Source organism: Siphonobacter sp. SORGH_AS_0500, from assembly GCF_031453245.1.
Taxonomy (GTDB): domain Bacteria; phylum Bacteroidota; class Bacteroidia; order Cytophagales; family Spirosomataceae; genus Siphonobacter.
In genome coordinates, this window is the sequence record NZ_JAVIYT010000001.1 from 590,946 (window position 1) to 610,192 (window position 19,247).

14 protein-coding genes are annotated in these 19,247 nt (G+C 45.4%); 8 read left to right on the forward strand and 6 right to left on the reverse strand.

What is annotated here, in order from left to right; translation table 11 throughout:
- Positions 1 to 34 precede the first annotated feature (34 nt).
- Positions 35 to 592: a GNAT family N-acetyltransferase gene (locus QE357_RS02535; protein WP_309705589.1), complete on the reverse strand. Its 558-nt coding sequence runs from the start codon at positions 590 to 592 to the stop codon at positions 35 to 37.
- Between the two features lie 105 nt (positions 593 to 697).
- Positions 698 to 1,486 carry an alpha/beta hydrolase gene (locus tag QE357_RS02540; RefSeq protein ID WP_309705591.1) on the reverse strand — a complete coding sequence of 263 codons (789 nt, stop codon included), beginning with the start codon at positions 1,484 to 1,486 and terminating at the stop codon, positions 698 to 700.
- Between the two features lie 312 nt (positions 1,487 to 1,798).
- Between QE357_RS02540 and QE357_RS02545 the strand changes: the two genes are divergently transcribed.
- Positions 1,799 to 2,188, forward strand: coding sequence for a hypothetical protein (locus QE357_RS02545; RefSeq protein ID WP_309705592.1), 390 nt, complete (start codon positions 1,799 to 1,801; stop codon positions 2,186 to 2,188).
- Between the two features lie 127 nt (positions 2,189 to 2,315).
- Here the strand turns inward: QE357_RS02545 and uvrA are convergent, their stop codons facing one another.
- Positions 2,316 to 5,165, reverse strand: a complete 2,850-nt coding sequence (uvrA, locus tag QE357_RS02550; RefSeq protein WP_309705596.1) for an excinuclease ABC subunit UvrA — start codon at positions 5,163 to 5,165, stop codon at positions 2,316 to 2,318.
- 207 nt (positions 5,166 to 5,372) lie between these two features.
- Between uvrA and QE357_RS02555 the strand changes: the two genes are divergently transcribed.
- From QE357_RS02555 to tnpA, 3 genes are all read left to right on the forward strand, one after another.
- A complete protein-coding gene (locus tag QE357_RS02555; protein ID WP_309705599.1) occupies positions 5,373 to 7,457 on the forward strand; it encodes an alpha-L-fucosidase in 2,085 nt (694 codons plus the stop codon).
- 114 nt (positions 7,458 to 7,571) lie between these two features.
- Positions 7,572 to 8,984 carry a glycoside hydrolase family 125 protein gene (locus tag QE357_RS02560; RefSeq protein ID WP_309705602.1) on the forward strand — a complete coding sequence of 471 codons (1,413 nt, stop codon included), beginning with the start codon at positions 7,572 to 7,574 and terminating at the stop codon, positions 8,982 to 8,984.
- A 323-nt stretch (positions 8,985 to 9,307) separates the two neighbouring features.
- Positions 9,308 to 9,754: an IS200/IS605 family transposase gene (gene tnpA, locus QE357_RS02565; protein ID WP_106637303.1), complete on the forward strand. Its 447-nt coding sequence runs from the start codon at positions 9,308 to 9,310 to the stop codon at positions 9,752 to 9,754.
- 279 nt (positions 9,755 to 10,033) lie between these two features.
- On the opposite strand, the gene QE357_RS02570 is transcribed toward tnpA, so the two are convergent.
- Positions 10,034 to 10,633, reverse strand: a complete 600-nt coding sequence (locus QE357_RS02570; protein ID WP_307141915.1) for a hypothetical protein — start codon at positions 10,631 to 10,633, stop codon at positions 10,034 to 10,036.
- 305 nt (positions 10,634 to 10,938) lie between these two features.
- On the opposite strand from QE357_RS02570, the gene QE357_RS02575 reads away from it, so the two are divergent.
- Positions 10,939 to 11,139 (forward strand): hypothetical protein, encoded by a 201-nt coding sequence (locus QE357_RS02575; RefSeq protein ID WP_309705610.1) that lies wholly within the window; start codon positions 10,939 to 10,941, stop codon positions 11,137 to 11,139.
- A gap of 45 nt (positions 11,140 to 11,184) precedes the next feature.
- On the opposite strand, the gene QE357_RS02580 is transcribed toward QE357_RS02575, so the two are convergent.
- A complete protein-coding gene (locus QE357_RS02580; RefSeq protein WP_309705612.1) occupies positions 11,185 to 11,898 on the reverse strand; it encodes a phytanoyl-CoA dioxygenase family protein in 714 nt (237 codons plus the stop codon).
- 8 nt (positions 11,899 to 11,906) lie between these two features.
- On the reverse strand, positions 11,907 to 14,930 hold the full coding sequence (locus tag QE357_RS02585) for a glycoside hydrolase family 3 N-terminal domain-containing protein (protein WP_309705614.1): 3,024 nt from the start codon (positions 14,928 to 14,930) through the stop codon (positions 11,907 to 11,909).
- A gap of 218 nt (positions 14,931 to 15,148) precedes the next feature.
- On the opposite strand from QE357_RS02585, the gene mutL reads away from it, so the two are divergent.
- From mutL to ubiE, 3 genes are all read left to right on the forward strand, one after another.
- Complete coding sequence (gene mutL / locus QE357_RS02590; protein WP_307141919.1) at positions 15,149 to 17,212, forward strand: DNA mismatch repair endonuclease MutL; 2,064 nt, start codon at positions 15,149 to 15,151, stop codon at positions 17,210 to 17,212.
- Positions 17,213 to 17,779: 567 nt separating this feature from the next.
- The gene (locus QE357_RS02595) at positions 17,780 to 18,322 is read left to right on the forward strand and encodes a hypothetical protein (protein WP_106637307.1); all 543 of its coding nucleotides are present in this window, start codon (positions 17,780 to 17,782) and stop codon (positions 18,320 to 18,322) included.
- A 258-nt stretch (positions 18,323 to 18,580) separates the two neighbouring features.
- Positions 18,581 to 19,246: a bifunctional demethylmenaquinone methyltransferase/2-methoxy-6-polyprenyl-1,4-benzoquinol methylase UbiE gene (gene ubiE, locus QE357_RS02600; RefSeq protein WP_106637311.1), complete on the forward strand. Its 666-nt coding sequence runs from the start codon at positions 18,581 to 18,583 to the stop codon at positions 19,244 to 19,246.
- Position 19,247 lies beyond the last annotated feature (1 nt).

Consider the following 19,247-nt stretch of genomic DNA (forward strand, 5'->3'; position numbering starts at 1 on the left):
TACTAGCATTTGACTTTACCTGATTTTAATAGCTCTAAAATAGTTTAGCTTGTGTCTCAGTTTTATATAAGACGCAAGTTCTAAGTCTTTCGTTATTGATTAACAACGGGTGCTCAAATTCATATTGTTTTTCTAGCCCTATTTTTACCATAATACGTTCTGATTTTGTATTGATTTTTGGTGTAACTGAATATATGTTTTCAAGTTTTAATTCATTTAAAGCATATTGAAGGCATTTCTTCGCCCCTTCTGTTGCGAAACCTTTATTCCATTCACTGCTTGTTATTCTCCAGCCGATGTCAATACAGGGAGTGAATTCAGCTTCATACGTTTGCTCACAAAGTCCTATAAAACCAATAAATTCATTAGTCTCAAGTTTATCCACTGCAAAGTAGCAAAATCCTTTATCGTCAAATTGCTTTTTCATTCGACCAACAAATTCAGTAGTCTGTTCTTTTGTTGGAATACCTGGGAAAAATTCCATTACTTTTTCATCTGAATTTATTTCGTGCATTTTGTCAATGTCTGCCAGTTCCCAATTCCTAAATCCAAGTCGTTCGGATGTAAATAGGTATTTCTTGTCGTGTTCCATTTTTGAGTATAGGTTAGTTTGAAATAAGGTCTAGCTGTTGAACATATACAAGCCCAAACAAATAGCTTTACTGGCTTTGGTGAATAAGTTAACTGTAAGGATTTATTATTTCCTTAGATACGCTAATACTCTATTCTGAATATATTCCCGCTCTGTTGGCCTGGCATCATTATCCATATCATTGTGCTTAATAGGGGTGAACTGAATCCTAATACCGAGTTGTTGAGCTTCTGTATCCGTAGGTAACACCCCATCATCGGCAGGATAATCTGCGGATCGTAAGGTAAATAGTTGAGGTTTAGATGTTCTGGGTAAGTCCATTCTTCGATTGTCCAGGGTAATAACCTTGCTTACAAAATCAGGATATTGATGAGCAAATAAAGCCGTCATATCGCCTCCATTGGAATGACCCATTAGTGCTAATTTAGCATAATTCAATGTCGGATATTTGGTTTTCATTTCCTGTAAGACGAAATGAATATTCTGAACTCCTCTTTCCCAGTTGGATCGTCTAACTAGTTGCGGTTTTCCAGTGCTCGGTAGAAGACTATCCGTTGGTAATTCATGCTGGATGCTAACGATAAAATATCCCTTTGATGCTAAAAATTCGGTCAGGTACGAATATTCTAAATACGCTCCACCCTTATTCTGCCCATACCCATGACTGAAGATTATAGGAATACCATTTAGGTTACTTTTAGGCTTATATATAGCAATCGGAATACTTCTGTTTCTGCTCGTATCGAATAGAGTTAATGTATCAAATTGAACGTTTTTTTTTGTATTAGCTAAGGGCTTTTGTTTGCTGCATTGAGCGAAAATAAAAAGAGCAAGGGCTATGATAAAATATCTCATTTCTAAATAAAGAATCAGGAAAAGTATACGTATTGCCAAAGGTAATAGAGTGGGTAAAATCTTCAAAGCCCGTGAAACCTCAAGCTTACTAAATGATTTAATGATCGTACAAAAATCAGAATAGCTTCATCGAAGATTCATTAACTTGTCCTCTCGAATGAAGACCTTCTGTGGAATCAGGCGACTTCAGCATTACTAAAGTTCCCTCATGATCAAGTACGTTCGAAAAGTAAGTAAGTTCCTTTGCTTCGCTCTGGATGACAGGTACAATAAAAAGCATCTGGGGCAGGAGATCGAAGCAACCTATTCGACAAAACTGACATCTTCGGACAAACTAACAACTTGATAAGCATGAAGTTCATCACCTGTATCTTACTTATGATGAGTCTGGCAACGGTTGAAGGCCTGGCTCAGAGCCATCCTACGGCGAGTGTGGTTCGTATGCAGACTTTACTCCAGCAAACCTCGGATACTGCAAAAGTCTATGTACCTGAAAAGCAGTATGCGGTGCAGATCAACCAGTGGATTATTCCGCTGGATGAAACGACGTTAATGGATTGGAAAAAGCAGGATGGAGCGTATGCTGTCCAGTTTTTTCTGCAAAAAGGGACGGCTATAACAATGGAACAGGACCCGGGCTTTCGACGAGCTTATGGTGAGGTAAAGCTGGCTTCCAAACAAGCGTGTCAGGAATTCATCCGTTTGTTTGATCGACTACGGGTGGAAAGAAAACGATCCTGATAACGTTAATGAGATTTTATAGAAAAGGTCCTTCGCTTTGCCCTATATACAAGAAGGCCAGGGAAATGAATAGCAACAAAAAAGCTCTTCCGTTCGAAGAGCTTTTTTGTTGCTATTGGATGAGTGATTAAGCTAACTCCATCTTTAGGAACTTCGCCGTGTGGCTACCTTTTACTTTAGCTACGGTTTCGGGTGTTCCTTCGGCGATGATCTGGCCGCCGCCGTTACCACCTTCGGGGCCTAAGTCAATCACCCAGTCGGAAACCTTAATTACGTCTAGGTTATGCTCGATAATAAGGACGGTGTTTCCTTTCGTAACCAGCTTTTGAAGCACGTTGAGCAAATGCTCGATGTCTTTAAAGTGCAAGCCCGTGGTAGGTTCGTCGAGGATATACAGCGTCTTGCCCGTGTCTTTTTTCGATAACTCTTCGGCCAGCTTCACTCGTTGAGCTTCACCGCCGGAAAGGGTAGTCGCTTGCTGCCCGAGCGTCAGGTAACCCAAGCCTACTTCGTTCAGGGTCTGAACTTTACGGAGGATCTTGGGCTGGTTTTTAAAAAACTCTACGGCCTGTTCTACGGTCATGTCCAGCACGTCGGAAATGGATTTACCTTTGAAACGTACTTCCAGGGTTTCGCGGTTAAAACGCTTGCCTTTACACACTTCGCAAGGGACGTAAACATCCGGCAGAAACTCCATTTCGATCTTTTTCATCCCGGCTCCTTCGCAACCTTCGCAGCGACCGCCTTTGACGTTAAAACTGAAGCGACCGGCTTTGTATCCCCGAATTTTTGCTTCGGGTAACTCCGAAAACAAAGTACGAATGTCGCTGAACATACCTGTATACGTAGCAGGGTTCGAACGCGGGGTACGACCAATCGGCGACTGATCAACTTCGATTACTTTATCCAGATGCTCCAATCCTTCAACGGATTTGTAGACCATCGGTTCGCGTTTGGAGCGGTAAAAATGTTGATTCAGAATCGGGAATAAGGTTTCGTGAATCAGCGTACTTTTCCCCGAACCTGAAACACCCGTGATGGAAATCATTGTGCCGAGCGGCAACTTGAGGGTTACATTTTTCAGGTTATTACCGTTCGCTCCGCTAATCTTCAGCGTTTTGCCGTTTCCTTTTCGACGTTCCGCCGGAATCTCAATGCTCCGGCGTCCGCTCAGGTAGTCGGAAGTAGTGGAATGATTTTCGAGGAATTGCTGCGGTGTTCCTTGTCCAACGACCGAGCCGCCGTGGCGACCGGCACCGGGTCCAATATCAACCAGATAATCCGATTCGAGCATCATGTCTTTGTCGTGTTCGACGACCAGAACCGTATTACCCAAATCGCGTAAATCTTTAAGCGACTGAATCAGTTTGACGTTATCCCGCTGGTGAAGGCCAATGCTGGGTTCATCCATAATGTACAGAACACCAACGAGTTGAGTGCCGATTTGTGTGGCCAGACGAATCCGCTGAGCCTCGCCACCCGATAAGCTTCGCAGGGGCCGATTCAGCGTCAGGTAATCCAGCCCGATGTTGAGCAGAAAGCCAATTCGTTTGCGAATCTCTTTCAATACTTCTTTACCGATTACCTGCTGACGATCACTGATGCGGTCTTCCAGCCCCATGGTCCAGGACGCCAGCTCTGAAATTTGCATGTTTGCCAGTTCGGCAATGTTTTTGTTATCAATCTTGAACCAAAGGGCTTCTTTCTTCAGTCGGGCACCGTTACATTCCGGGCAGGATTTAATCACCAGAAAGTCTTTGAGCCAGTCCTGAATCTTGTCCGAACCACTTTCCTGTTGACGTTTCAGGAAGTTAATGATTCCTTCGTACTTAGTATTCCACTCGGTTCCTTCGTACTTTTTAGACGGTACGGGTACGGGTTCATCCGTTCCATACATCATCATTTCCAGAGCTTCGGGCGGGAATTTTTCAATGGGTGTCGTCAACCCAACCTTGAAGGGCTTCAGTAACACTTCCAGTTGTTTGAAAATCCAGAGTTCCCGGTATTCGCCAATGGGAGCAATGGCTCCTCGGCTGATGCTCAGTTTTTTATCGGGGATGATCGAATCAATGGTAATTTCTTCAATCACGCCTAAACCCTGACACGTCGGGCACCAGCCGTAAGGGGAGTTAAACGAGAAAGCATTTGGAGCAGGCTCATCATAACTGATGCCTGAAACGGGGTCCATCAGGTTTTTCGAGAACCAGCGGGTTTGATCCTGGTCATCCTGAAGCAACATCAAACCTTTACCCATTTGCAGAGCTTTTCCTACGGACTGACTCAGCCGGAAGCGGTCTTCGTCTTTGGGAATAATGCGGTCAATTACTACTTCAATGTCGTGGATTTTGAAGCGGTCGAGCTGCATTTTCGGTACGATGTCCTGAATTTCGCCATCGACCCGAACTTTGGTATAACCCTGTTTGGCAATCTGAACAAATAGCTCGCGGTAATGTCCTTTCCGGCCCCGAATGACGGGAGCCAGTAAGATCGTTTTACGGTTCTCGTAGTCTCTCAAAATCTGATCAATGACCTGATCCTGTGAAAACTGCACCATTTTATCGCCCGTTACATAACTAAAGGCTTCACCCGCACGGGCGTAAAGCAGACGCAGAAAATCGTAAATTTCCGTCGTGGTTCCTACCGTTGACCGTGGGTTTTTGGAAGTCGTTTTCTGTTCAATGGAAATAACGGGGGAGAGGCCTTCAATTTTGTCAACATCGGGCCGCTCCATCGAGCCAATAAATCCCCGGGCATAGGCCGAGAAGCTTTCCATGTACCGACGCTGGCCTTCCGCGTAGATGGTATCAAATGCCAGCGAAGATTTTCCCGAACCACTGATGCCCGTAATGACCACCAGTTTGTTTCGGGGAATGGTTAAATCAACGTTTTTGAGATTGTGCTCGCGGGCACCTAAAATTTCGATAAGTTCCTGACCGTTGGATTCGGTGGATATTGTGGGAAGAGTGGTTTCTGCCATGAGGTCCTAACAACGTAAAAACAAGTAAAGTTACCGCTTTTAAGTATTTTTTTCAGTGTCCAAACCGAAACGAATTCGGGTAAATAGATACCTTCGTAGATTAATAAAATTTTTTATTATTGGATAGAGTCTGAAACGCCACCTTTGCTCTTCTAATCATAAAAAAGCGATGCTTCACTGCTTAGCCCACTATTCCTCCAAGAACGAATGAAAAAGCTCGTCATACCTATTCTAGGCTGTTTCTTGAGCCTCAGCAGTCTTGCCCAGCAAGCCCCTAAACCCTACGGAGCCGTCCCTTCTGCCCGTCAATTGAAATGGCATGAGACGGAAGTCTACAACATCGTCCACTTTACGCCCACAACTTTTGAGGACAAAGAATGGGGCTATGGGGATGCCAATCCTACTACCTTTAATCCTACTAATTTCGATGCCGAGCAAATTGTTCGTTCGGCTAAAGCAGGGGGATCTAAAGGAATTGTCTTCGTAGCGAAACACCACGACGGTTTTTGTCTCTGGCCTACCAAAACGACGGACTATAACATCTCAAAAAGTCCGTTCCGCAACGGAAAGGGTGATATGGTCCGGGAAATGATGCTGGCTTGTCAAAAATATGGTATGAAGCTGGGCCTGTATTGTTCGCCCTGGGATCGGAATAATGCGGCTTATGGAACAGATCAATACCTCGCAATTTATCAGGCTCAACTGAAGGAATTATATACGAACTATGGCCCGCTCTTTATGTCCTGGCACGATGGAGCGAACGGGGGGGACGGCTATTACGGCGGTGCCCGCGAATCCCGGAAAATTAATAACCTGACGTATTACGATTGGGATAATACCTGGCAGATTACCCGGAAACTACAGCCTAATGCCAACATTTTCAGCGATGTAGGCTGGGATGTTCGCTGGGTGGGCAACGAAAAAGGTTTTGCCAACGAAACGTCATGGGCAACGTTTACGCCAACTTCTGCCGATGGTAAAAGCAAAGGCGTACCCGGCAACGCTAACGACTACGATGCTCCCACAGGAACGCGGAATGGTGAGAAATGGATTCCGGCTGAATGTGACGTTCCCCTGCGTCCAGGCTGGTTTTATCATGCCAGTCAGGATGGGAAATCCAAAACGCCTCAGCAGTTACTTGAACTGTATTACAAAAGCGTAGGTCGCGGAGCGGCTTTGGATTTAGGGTTATCGCCTGATAAAACCGGACAACTGCATAATGACGATGTAGTTATTCTGAAAGCTTTCGGTGATATACTTCGCAAAACCTTCGCAACAAACCTGGCGAAAACGGCTCAGGTTTCGGCTACAGAAGGTCGCGGAGCGGCTTTCCCTACGAAAAATATTCTCGATAATAACCGTCAGACCTATTGGGCCAGCAAAGACCAGGCAACCAAACCGGAAATCATCCTGACCTGGAAAACACCCGTTACATTCAATATTTTGAGTCTTCGGGAGGCGATTGCTTTAGGGCAGCGAATCGAGGAGTTTAAGCTGGATGTTTGGGAAAACGGACAGTGGAAAGAAATACATACCGGAACAAGCGTGGGTGCTTTACGACTGGTGCGTTTGCCGAAGTATTACTCCACGGAAAAAGTCCGCATTCGTGTGACGAAATCACCCGTTGCCGTAACGATTAGTGAATTAGGCGTTTACGCAGAACCCGAACAGTTAGTAGCTCCGGTCATTCAGCGTAATCAGAAAGGGATGGTGAGTATTGAATCACCCGTTTCGGTGCGTGAAATTCGGTATACGCTGGACGGTTCAGAGCCCAGGGCTAGTTCGGCTTTATACACGGAGAGCTTCTTATTACCGCAGGCGGCAACGGTCAAAGCCCGAGCGTTTGGTAAGGCTCAGAGCGGTCCGGTTGCCTCGATTGATTTTGACATTCCTTCGACGAAATGGAGCATTGATCAAAAAGCAGATCGGGCCATTGATGGAGATGTGAAGACCATCTGGGTTTCGGATAAAAATGAAAAATATCCCCACACCCTAACGCTGAATCTGGGAGAAAAAATGACGCTGAAAGGTTTCACGTACACGCCGGATGCTTCGGATCATCGTCGTGGTACCGTGTATAAATATCAGGTTTTCCTGTCGGATGATGGACAAAACTGGGGGCAGGCGGTAGCGGAAGGACGTTTCGACAATATTCAGAATAACCCGCTGGAACAACGCGTGTTGTTTAAAAAAGCTCATTCGGCACAATACCTGCGTTTTGTAGCGGTTGAAGCCACAGATACTAGCGAGACGGTAGCCAACGTAGCTGAACTCGGCGTTATTACTAAGTAGTTAGGAGGAGATCGTTAAGGATCGCCGGGAAATGATCCTTAACGATCTGAGTTTGAAAAGGGGTTTCCGAACTATATTTCCTGAAACTCTAAACGGAAAACAGTCAACTTAATCATGAATCGTAGAGATTTTATACAAAACACGGCTCTGGCCGGAGCGGGTCTGATGCTTCCCCTGTCGGGTATGGCCGCCAGTTTCCCCGAAGTGCGGGTTCCGGCTTCCAAGCGGAATTTCACGAGTAAAGCAGTAGAAGCCACTATTCAACGGGTACAAAAAATGATTGCCGATGAAGAACTGGCCTGGTTGTTCGGCAACTGCTTTCCTAATACGCTGGACACTACGGTTCATTACAGCGAGAAAAACGGCAAGCCCGATACGTTCGTCATCACGGGTGACATCGATGCCATGTGGCTGCGGGATAGTACGGCTCAGGTGTGGCCTTACCTTTCACTGGTGAAAGACGATGAGCCTCTGAAAAAACTGATTGAAGGGGTAGTTCGTCGGCAAACGAAGTGTATCCTGATTGATCCTTACGCGAACGCCTTTTACAACGGCCCTGGGCATAGTGAGTGGTATTCGGATAACACCAAAATGAAGCCCGAACTGCACGAGCGGAAATGGGAAATTGATTCGCTGTGTTACCCCATTCGGCTGGCGTACGGGTATTGGAAAACGACGGGCGATACCAGTCCGTTTGATAATGAGTGGAAACAGGCGATTCGACTGATCGTTCAGACGTTCAAAGAACAGCAACGCAAGGAAAATCGCGGACCTTATAGTTTCACCCGTAAAACGGCCTGGGCTACGGATACTGTTCCTGGAGATGGATGGGGTAACCCAACGAAGCCTGTAGGATTGATTACCAGTATTTTCCGTCCTTCGGATGACGCTACGACGTTTCCTTTCCTGGTGCCTTCTAACTTTTTCGCGGTAGCATCCTTACGTCAGGCAGCCGAAATTAGCCAGAAAATTGGTGACGCGGCATTGGCAAAAGAATGTAAGACGCTGGCGGATGAAGTGGATCAGGCTCTGAAGAAATATGCTATTGTGGAGCACCCGAAATTCGGTAAGGTGTATCCTTTCGAAGTAGATGGTTTTGGTAACGCCCTGTTCATGGACGACGCAAATGTGCCTAGTTTACTGGCCTTACCTTACCTGGATTCGGTTTCGGTAAAAGATCCGATTTATCAGAATACGCGTAAACTGATTTTAAGCGATTCAAACCCTTACTTCGCGAAAGGGAAAGAAGGTGAAGGAATTGGTAGCCCTCACACGCTGGTAGACAGCATCTGGCCGATTGCGGTAACGATGCGTGCGTTAACTTCAACAAGTGATACGGAGATTCGCGATCAGTTACGCCAACAAAAAGCGACGCATGCCGGAACGGGCTTTATGCACGAATCATTCAATAAAGATGATGCCGCTAAGTTCACCCGGAAGTGGTTTGCCTGGTCAAACACGCTGTTCGGTGAGATGGTATTGAAAGTAGCCAACGAACGCCCTGCGATTTTGAAAGGGAAGTTATAGTTGGTAATGGTGTAATCATTTCATTAAACCCTTCCGGGATTAGGCATAGGTCTGATTTTGGGAGGGTTTTTGATTTGGGCATACTAACTACTAATCCTGGAGGGGTTGAATTTGGGTAGCCTCGGTCTGGATAGCCCTGGATGATAAACCGGTGAGGGAATAGCTGGATTCATATCGGGAGAGTCCCCGGGTTAGCACCCGGGGCTATTCGTATTTGACCCCGCTGGGGTCTTTTGCCAAATATGAAGATATAAAAATTGAGTATAATTGCTTATTTTTTTGGTTGATTTTAATATCTTGCGTTAACCTTCAATCAAAAAATAATGCATACTTATACGCAGACCTTATATCAGATTGTATTTTGTACTAAGCATAGAGAACCTACACTTCTTAAAGAAAATCGGCGTAGTCTATTTTCTTATATGTGGGGAGTGCTGAAAAAGTATAACTGCCATGTGTACCGAATCAATGGTGTTGAAGATCATTTACACTTAGCTATTAATCTTCACCCCTCCGTTGCATTAGCAGCATTGGTTAAGAACTTAAAACTCTCCAGTTCAAGCTATATTAAAGAACAAAATCTATTCAAAGATTTTCGGGGCTGGCAGGTGGGTTACGGAGCTTTTACCTATTCTCAAACAGAGAAATGGATTTTAATCGAATACATTAAAAATCAGGAAGAACACCATCAGGGAAAAACTTTCACAGATGAATATAAGGAGTTACTAAAAATCCACGGAATTGACTTTGACGAAAAATACCTGCTATAAAGCCCAGATGGGTGCAATATGAATATCCCCGGTAGGGATGGATTTGGATGATACCAAGGGAAAACAGCCACGATATTCAGGATAAACCCATTTAAACTTATTTATGCAACTTTATGCAACAAGACCCCAGCGGGGTCAAATATAAATAGCCCCGGGTGTTAACCCGGGGAAATAGGAGTCCCCAAATTATCATCCGGGGCTACCCAAATTCACCACGCTGGAATTAGCATGCTCCAACCAAAAAAGACTACACAGCTAATCATCAATTCCAGACCAAACTCAATCCACGATCTTCACCCGAATGCTATGCGGAGCGGGGCGATTGCCGCCAAAGTATAAACCCGTCTTATACGCAAACTTCTTGTTATGCGTAAAGCGTACAGGTTCGCCTTCCATGACGCGGTATTCTTTCTTGTGATAATCAATCTTGATACTCAAATGAACGGGCTGGTTAATCGCAGTTTCACCTACCTTGAAAGCCGTCCGTTGGCCGTCTACATAGGCATAGCAGGCCAGATCAATTTTCTGCGTTTCCGGATTCCACCGCCAGCCTACGCGAGCTCCATCCACTTGATGGGGGGCTGAACCTAAACTCTGATTTTTAGAACCTACAAAGCCCAACCCAATGACCTTATTCCAGTCGTTTTGATCTACGCTTTGCAAATCATAAATGCAGGAACTATCAAACGTAACCGTAGCAGAAACCTCCCGCGGGCTGATCAAAACCCCCGTTTTTCGCTTGAAAGTAGGTTCATGATTAAAGGCTTCAATCACTACCCAGTCTGGATTAGACAATAGAAAGTCAGGTACGCAGGACTGGAAAAGCAGTCCTATCCCCAGAAAGAAGCTCAAATACAGGGCAAAAGATGGAAAACGCATAGAAGGTCGGTTGAAGTAATGTAACGCTAAAAGCGGGAATTTATGTTTTCAAGACCGTAAGCACAAATTCATTCTTTCTCCTTTTCGCAGAAAAAACCTCATTCCTGAAAACGATTAGTCGATAAGTAATGACCAAAATACATCAGCAATTTCTTCGGTTCAGTTTGTTCATCTATGCAAGAATTGTATTTCCGCTAGCTGCTTAGAAATGGTACCCCATTCAATTAGCCAAAGAGAACTGTCATAAAGAATTACCGACCCGACGGCGAAGAATTTGTCATCATAAACGGCACCCGCCAAGGTACATGTGGCCTTCTCTTTTTTCTACCGGAGCCGTCCATTCACCTCGATTGCATCTAAAAACGGTTGAAGTAATGGATGGTGAAAAAGCAGGGGAATTCAATGGAAAGGAAATGGAAGGCGGAGCCACAACGATTCTGGATCTACCGCTAAACCCTGCGAAAACTTTGAAGGAGCTGAGATTAACCGCTCTGCGAATGACGTAGTGATTGGGTTAATGAGCGTAACTTTGATTAGGGCTGAGTAACCATTCAAAACGGGTCCAGGTACTCGGACCACTGCATGGATTCCGGTAAGGGGGTGTTACTACATTCAATGTGAATGACCCGACGTCGTTGCTGATTCGTTGTTCGGCTGGAGGCGTGTAGTAACAGGGGTTTCATGAACATAACGGCTCCTGCGGAAACCGAACAAACTGCTTCGGTTTCCTGAGTCCAGTCAATGGTATCTGGCCGATAAATTCCTTTCAAATGCGAACCCGGAATTACTTTCAAGGCTCCGTTTTGCTCGTGAGTATCGTCCAGATGAATGCGGATGGTGAAGTTGTTTTCCAGAATAGTCAGGGGCGGTTGTACCGCAAACTGGTTCTGTTTCACCGTCCAGGGGCCAAACCCTTTTTCCTCTACTTTCCGATCTACTGAAATCGTTAAATCCTGATGATAGGCAACAAACCAGTTGGATTGCTCGGGCTTATCGAAGTAAATGGATTTAACGATGAAAAAATCCTTGCCGAAAGTTTGTGTTACTAACGTCTTTAATTTTTCATTGAAAACGGTTGCCAGGGTTTCGGGAGCCTCTTTAAAAAACTGACGAATCGCAAATAAATCATTCGTCTTACGAAATGTCGATTTATCGGTGTCTAACTCCGCAATTTGTTCTAAAAGCGTATGAATTTCCGAGGGTTCAAAAATCGGTTCAGTAACGGCAAAGCCCTCTTGGGCAATCTGTTTCTGTAAGGTATCCATACGGTTTATTATTTCTGCGAAAGCGTCGTTTTTTCGATGGCTTCGTAAGCCGCATCCATAATCCGGCGACGGATGCGAAGGCTGGTAATGAGGTTATTGTTCGCATTAGGATGCACCCGATTGGAGAGAAATATAACGACTAGTTCCTGAGCCGGATCAGCCCAAACGAGTGTACCCGTAAAACCGGAGTGTCCGAAACTGCGATTGGATGCGTACGAAGAAATATAGGCATTCCCATTCCCATCGGGGTTTCGATCCCAGCCCAGGCCACGGTAACTGCGTAGGGTATAGTTGTAGGAAAACATCGGAACCGTGTTGGGCAGGAAATAGCGGCGACCTCCGTAATACCCATTTTGCAGGTTCATCTGCATCAAAATGGCGAGATCATTGGCGGTACTGAACAAACCCGCGTGACCGGAAACACCGCCCTGAATGGCGGCATTCTGATCGTGAACGGTGCCGCGAAGAAGCGTCTCCCGAAAAACTCGATCATCTTCGGTTGGAGCAATTTTCCAGTCAATGACTCCGTGCATCAACGGACTGAAGAGGGTATTATACATGCCCAGCGGCTCGTAAAAATTCTGCTGTACAAATGCATCAAGGGGCTGATTAGAAATTTTTTCAACCAGACGACGCAGCATAATCAGTCCCAAATCCGAGTAAATGTATTTGTATCGACCACTGCGATCCCGCTGGGTAGTCATGGGGCTTTGTACGACCCATTTCCAGACGGAATCAATGGTGGCGGGTTTGGTCCACAGGTCGCGGGCAACCATTAAGGTATAGTTCAGCGTATCGACCCGTAAATCAAAATCAGGACTAAAAATGCCTTCGGGTTTCGTTTTTTCCCAGAAAGGTAAATACGCCAGCAAGCCTGACTGGTGCATTAATACGTCGCGAACGATGAGGTTTTCTTTTGTCGTCCCTTTCAAATCAGGCAGGTAATACGAAAGCTTTTGATTCAAGTCCAGATCCCCGTTTTCGTTCAGCAGCATAAGGGCTTGCAGGGTTGCCGCCACTTTAGTGACGGACGCGAGATCGTATAGTGTGGTGTCTCGCACGGGTTCGAACGGCGTGAGAGCGTAGGTGAGTTTTCCGTAATTTTTTTCCCAAACGACCCGGCCTTTTCGAGCGATCACCACCTGCCCGCCGGGAAAAGCCCCCTTTCGGATGGACTCGTTCATAATGTTATCAATCGTCTGAAGCTTGCCACTATTCATGCCTACCTCCTCCGGTAGGCCATAGGTAAGTCGCCCGATAGCCTGCGTCGTTAATCCATGCCCAACCGGGAAAAGTCCTTCCACCGAAACGGGTAACTTACCCAGGGCGGGTAAAGCTCCGAACACTACTTCTGCGGTGGCTTTCTGAGCGAAGGGATCGCCTTCATAACCGCAGAGTAAGGTAGGCACTTCCGGGAAATTTTTCAGGCTGTAAGGGTTGCCAAACGCACAAACTATAACCTGATTACCTCGCTTGACTAGTTTCTTCACAAAGTCAACAGAAGCCCAGGATACGCCGTAATTCTGAGTTACTTTCTGCCGCATTTCGTGCAAACTCACAATTACAACCTCACTGGAATCAAGCTTGCTAAGCATTTCGGCGTAAAAACGTTCGTCGGTTTTGGTGCCGTTGGTATAACACTTCACGTTGGCGTATTTACGTAAGGTGTTCTGAAAAACGTTGTTTTCGCTTTCACCCACCGCAACCGCACTAATTTTCAGCGTATCTAACTGAACCAGCGGTACCAGCTTTCGGTCATTTTTAACCAGCGTGATGGCATTTTCGTACAAGCGTTCCCGTAGGGCTTCCGACTGCGGCGTTTTCAATTCCTTCACCAGGTTTTTGTCCACAGGAATGGTCTGGAAAGGAACGAGTCCGGCATTGTATTTGGCGTAAAGAATTTTCTGAACGCGGCGATTAATCTCGTCTTCCGTAATCTGTCCGCTGGTAATAGCCTGCTTGATTTTCACAATGGAAGCACCCACACTTTCTGGTTGTAACAAAAGATCATTACCCGCCAGTAGGGCCTGTAAATTGGCATCGGGAGCTGGTTTCCCTTTCGTAACACCCCGCATGTTCATGGCATCGGTAACGACTAAGCCATTGAATTTGAGCTGATTTTTCAGTAAATCAGTTACAATAGGAGCAGAGAGCGTAGAAGCAATAGGCCGGGATTCATACGCCGGAACTTCCAGGTGAGCTACCAGAATGCTGGCAACCCCATCGTCAATCAAAGCTTTAAAAGGCGGTAATTCAAACTGATTCAGACGAGTCTGATCGTGCCCAACCTTGGGTAAGGTGCGGTGCGAATCGGTCTGCGTATCGCCGTGACCAGGAAAGTGTTTGGCACAGGCCAGTACACCTGCCGCTTGCAATCCTCGGGCATACGCTTTCCCTTTTTCGGCAACGTTATTCGGATCTTCTCCGAAGGAACGATACCCGATGATCGGATTAAGGGGGTTAGAATTTACATCTACCACCGGAGCAAAATTCATCTGAACGCCAATGCGTTTGCACTGACGCCCAATTTCCATGCCCATGTCATAGATCAGGTTATTATCCTGAATTGCTCCGAGCGTCATCTGGTGCGGAAAAGAGGTGCCCAGAGCTAACCGCATGCCCAGCCCATTCTCAGCATCCAGAGAGACCAGTAGGGGTACTTTGGAAAGGTTCTGGTAACGATTGCTCAGCTCCGCCTGCGAGTAAGGATCGCCCTGAAAGAAAATGACGCCACCGATATGATAAGCCTTAATCAATCGATCAATGCTGGCATAATACGATTCATAACGATTGGAGTAAGTTCCAATCACAAAAAACTGGCCGATTTTTTCGTCCAGGTTCATGCCGGCAAGCGTACTGTCTACCCACAACTGTGCCGCAGAAACTTTGGTGACATCCGCGTTTGAGCGAACTTCATGGGTAGAGTCGGCAAGCATTACTTCACTAAAACTAGAGGTATCTATCGGAGATTTCCAGGCTGTCAGAGCCAGCAGGCCACACATTCCCAGAAAAACTAACTTATTCTTCAACATCCTGATCATCAATACGTACTACGAGAACGCGAAATTATCTCTAAACAATTGCATCAAAACATATATATTTAAAAAAATAGGCTCGCTTTTCCGGGGGATTTGGGCGAAATTCGCGTTCCTACATTATCCAACACGCCCGGTTTAGAATTTATTCAGATTCTTACCGAAGAAATAAGTTTAAATCGGAATTCGTTTTTATAGACTCCGAACACACTTTCATGCAAGATATTATTCAACTCCTACCCGACTCCATTGCGAATCAGATTGCGGCTGGCGAGGTCGTTCAGCGACCGGCTTCGGTGGTGAAGGAGTTGCTTGAAAATTCCATTGATGCCCAGGCTACGCAGATTCAACTGCTAGTAAAAGACGCAGGGCGAACGCTGATTCAGGTCATTGATAACGGGCTTGGTATGTCAGAAACCGATGCCCGTATGTGTTTTGAGCGACATGCGACTTCTAAAATTCGCACGGCTGAAGACCTTTTCAAAATTCGTACCATGGGTTTTCGCGGTGAAGCTATGGCTTCCATCGCTGCCGTGGCTCAGGTAGAGTTACGGACGCGTCGAGAAGCCGACGAATTGGGAACACACCTGAAAATTGAAGCTTCTGAACTCAAACTTCATGAACCCTGCCAAACGCTGACGGGGACGAATATTTGCGTAAAGAATTTATTTTTTAACGTTCCGGCTCGACGTAACTTTCTGAAATCCAATCCTGTTGAAATGCGTCATATTCTCGACGAATTTCAACGCGTAGCTCTTTCGTACCCTGATGTAACATTTACGCTGCATCACGGGGAAACGGAAGTGTATAACTTACCTGCCGGGAAAATGTCCCGACGGATTGTTGATTTATTCGGAAAAAATTACCGTGAGCAACTGGCCGATACCCGCGAAGAAACACCCTTTGTGAAGGTGAGCGGATTTATTGGTAAGCCTGAGTTTGCCAAAAAGGTGAGGGGAGAGCAGTTTTTCTTCGTGAACCAGCGGTTCATCCGTCATGCTTATTTACACCACGCCGTTCTGAGTGGTTTTGAAGGACTGATTCCCGATGGAAGCCATCCATTTTATGTTTTAAATATTGAAATCGATCCGGCCCATATTGATATTAACGTTCACCCCACAAAAACAGAAATTAAGTTTGATGATGAACGTTCGGTCTATGCCATCGTTCGGGCGGCGGTCAAACGGGCGACGGGAGTGTACGGACTTGCTCCAGCAATTGATTTTGAGATGGACGTAAATTTGCTGAGCCCGGCAAAGTCACTTTCGTTTGAGAAAAAAGATTACGCCGTTCATTTCGAAGCCTCTGCTAATGAAAATCGGAAGGTAACTGACGAGGAAAATGAGCATTCTCCCCGTGATACCTACCACGCTCGATCGGCGGCTCCGAAGCGGAATATTAACAGTTGGGAAAAGCTATTTGAAGGACTGGAAGGCCCGGTCAAAAATGAACGTCACAGTATTTTTGACCTTCCCGAAGAGGTATTACCTACGGTGAAACCTTTCACGCCGCCCGTTTCCGAAGAAGCAGAAACATTGCCAGCGACGTCGAGCATTACCTTTCAGAGTAAAGCTAATCGCATCCAGACGGAGGAAACTTTTCCGGAAGAATCGCCTACGCCAGAATCTGAACCGCAGGAAACGGTTAGTTTAGGACAGACATTTAGTTCGAAAGCCATTCCATCCAAAGCATCAGCGAAACCTTCTTTGCTGGATTACGAACGAATGCTGTTTCAGGTACATAACCGTTACGTACTCTCGCAGGTAAAGTCAGGATTAATGGTCATTGATCAGAAAGCGGCTTATGAACGCATTCTGTACGATAAATACCGGGTTTCGCTGGATAAACGTAATGCGGCCTCCCAGCAGCTATTGTTCCCGAAAACGGTTAGTCTAAATCCCGTTGATTTTCAGTTGGTGCTTGAAATTGAGCACGAGATTAAAGCATTGGGTTTTGACTTTGCGGAGATTGGTAAAGATGCTTTTATCCTTTATGGCATTCCGGCGGATGTCACGGATGAAAACGAAGAGGACTTATTCGAAGGACTGTTGTCTCAGTTTCGTCAGCATTACTCAGAATTGAAATTGGATCGCCCCGAAGCATTGGCTCGTTCGTTTGCCAAACGTTCGGCGGCTCGTTACTTAACCCGACTATCAGCGGAAGAAATGAGTGCTCTGGTTGATCAGTTATTTGCATCCAGTAATCCGTCTTACACACCCAGCGGCGACCCTACTTTTACGATTTTAGGCTTAGATAAAATCGCGGGATTATTACGGTAATACATTGCCTGTCAAATATTTACAAAAGACCTCTTTGCCAAAAGAGGTCTTTTGTAGGTATATGTAAAAGGTTAAAAGTCCGAAGAGCAGTTTCTGTGAACAATGTAGAGACGCGACTTCATCGCGTCTGGGTAAGAGGTGATTTTAGTAGTAGCTAACTCCACCACCCAAATGTTGATCCGCGACGCAATCGTGGATGCTGGAAAAAGTGTTTTTAACGCTTTAGCGTCGCAGACGCTATTCCCAAAATCCGCGTTGAAAACGCGGACTAACTATTTCTAAAAACTTAAAACCCCAAGGGGGTGAACTTATGTATTAGCCCCGGGTGATAACCCGGGGATGGCTATGTATTAACTCCGGTCTGGATGGACCCGGTCTGGATGATAACCCAGAGCAGAGCATTTTGATGATAATAATCTGCGAAATCCTCAGAAATAAGTCTTACAAAGAGAATAGGAAACATTAAATCTCATTATTTGCAACCATGTTGCAAATAATGAATATATTTGTCTTCAGAATTGAGAAGCAACTCCAGAAGGCTGGAGCATCTGTAAAAATGACAAAGGCATGAAACGTACGTATTGGCTTTATCTTCCTTTAGTGGCACTGGTCACTTTATCTTCCTGTAAAAAAGATAACAAAGATCCAGAACCCGATGAAAATGAGTTGATTACTACTGTAGAATTAACGCTAAAGGCAGGTAATGAAACAGCAAAGGTATTTACCTGGAATGATCCCGATGGTGATGGTGGTAATGCTCCGGTTATTACTCCCATCAGTTTAGATAAGGGCAAAACCTATACCTATTCGCTGCGATTCCTGGATGAATCAAAATCACCGATAGAAGATATTACTGAAGAAATTCAGGAGAAAAAAGATGAACACCTGGTGATTTTTACACCTACACCTTCCAGCTTATTAACGGTTACGATTACCGATAAAGACAGCAAAAACCTGAATGTCGGTTTAGCCGGAACGATTCAGACGCAGTCTTCTGCTGGTACTGGAAAACTAAAGATACAATTGCGTCACCAACCCGGAACTAAAGACGGCACTGCTACGCCAGGTTCGGATGATGCAAATATTGATTTTGATGTGGAAATCAAATAATCAGAATGATTGGCACGAACCCTGAAGGTTCTGATTAAAAACGCTAGAAACAGTGGCTTCTCTGGGGCCGCTGTTTTTTTGTTTCGAAGCGTATTCATTAACCGTCAAAACGTACCTTTGTCGAACTTTCTTGTTGAATAGATCGTATACTTTTAGTACCGAAGCCTGTGATTTTCAGGTTCTATAAAATTTTGACTGACGTGGTCTTACCGTATAAAGAAGAACAGAATAGCAGTAAAAAAGGAACAGGTTGCCAAAATGTTCGATAACATTTCGCACCGCTATGATTTCCTGAATCACTTTCTGAGCATGGGTATTGATATTCTCTGGCGGAAAAAAGCAATTCGCTTATTGAAAGCCGAGAAACCTCAAACCATTCTTGATATTGCGACCGGAACGGGTGATTTTGCTCTGGAGGCCCTGGCTCTGAAGCCTAAAAAAATTATCGGTGTTGATATTTCGGAAGGAATGTTGGCTCATGGCCGTGAGAAGATCAAGAAGATGGGGCTTGAAGGAATCATTGAGTTGCAGAAGGGCGATTCAGAAAAGCTTCCCTTCTCGGACAATTCCTTTGATGCGGTGATCGTTTCATTCGGAGTACGGAATTTCGAGAATCTTGAAAAAGGCCTGACGGACATGAACCGCGTGTTAAAACCGGGCGGAACCTGCGTGGTTCTGGAGTTTTCTAAACCCCGTGGTTTTTTCTTTAAGCATTTGTATAGTTTTTATTCCAACCGTATTCTGCCGGTAATTGGCTCCTGGTTTTCCAAAGACAATTCAGCGTATACGTATTTACCCGAGTCTGTTCAGGCTTTTCCCGATGGCGATGATTTCCTGGCCGTTTACAAAAAGGCAGGGTTTAGTCAGACCCGGGCGATTCCATTAACCTTCGGCATCAGTTCCATTTATATCGGTAAGAAATAGT

Excerpts from the sequence above, each read along its gene's own strand:
- QE357_RS02535 (WP_309705589.1), bottom strand. The coding sequence starts at position 592 with ATGGAACACGACAAGAAATACCTATTTACATCCGAACGACTTGGATTT.
- QE357_RS02545 (WP_309705592.1), top strand. The coding sequence starts at position 1,799 with ATGAAGTTCATCACCTGTATCTTACTTATGATGAGTCTGGCAACGGTT.
- uvrA (WP_309705596.1), bottom strand. The coding sequence starts at position 5,165 with ATGGCAGAAACCACTCTTCCCACAATATCCACCGAATCCAACGGTCAG.
- QE357_RS02555 (WP_309705599.1), top strand. The coding sequence starts at position 5,373 with ATGAAAAAGCTCGTCATACCTATTCTAGGCTGTTTCTTGAGCCTCAGC.
- QE357_RS02560 (WP_309705602.1), top strand. The coding sequence starts at position 7,572 with ATGAATCGTAGAGATTTTATACAAAACACGGCTCTGGCCGGAGCGGGT.
- tnpA (WP_106637303.1), top strand. The coding sequence starts at position 9,308 with ATGCATACTTATACGCAGACCTTATATCAGATTGTATTTTGTACTAAG.
- QE357_RS02570 (WP_307141915.1), bottom strand. The coding sequence starts at position 10,633 with ATGCGTTTTCCATCTTTTGCCCTGTATTTGAGCTTCTTTCTGGGGATA.
- QE357_RS02575 (WP_309705610.1), top strand. The coding sequence starts at position 10,939 with ATGTGGCCTTCTCTTTTTTCTACCGGAGCCGTCCATTCACCTCGATTG.
- QE357_RS02580 (WP_309705612.1), bottom strand. The coding sequence starts at position 11,898 with ATGGATACCTTACAGAAACAGATTGCCCAAGAGGGCTTTGCCGTTACT.
- QE357_RS02585 (WP_309705614.1), bottom strand. The coding sequence starts at position 14,930 with ATGTTGAAGAATAAGTTAGTTTTTCTGGGAATGTGTGGCCTGCTGGCT.
- mutL (WP_307141919.1), top strand. The coding sequence starts at position 15,149 with ATGCAAGATATTATTCAACTCCTACCCGACTCCATTGCGAATCAGATT.
- QE357_RS02595 (WP_106637307.1), top strand. The coding sequence starts at position 17,780 with ATGAAACGTACGTATTGGCTTTATCTTCCTTTAGTGGCACTGGTCACT.
- ubiE (WP_106637311.1), top strand. The coding sequence starts at position 18,581 with ATGTTCGATAACATTTCGCACCGCTATGATTTCCTGAATCACTTTCTG.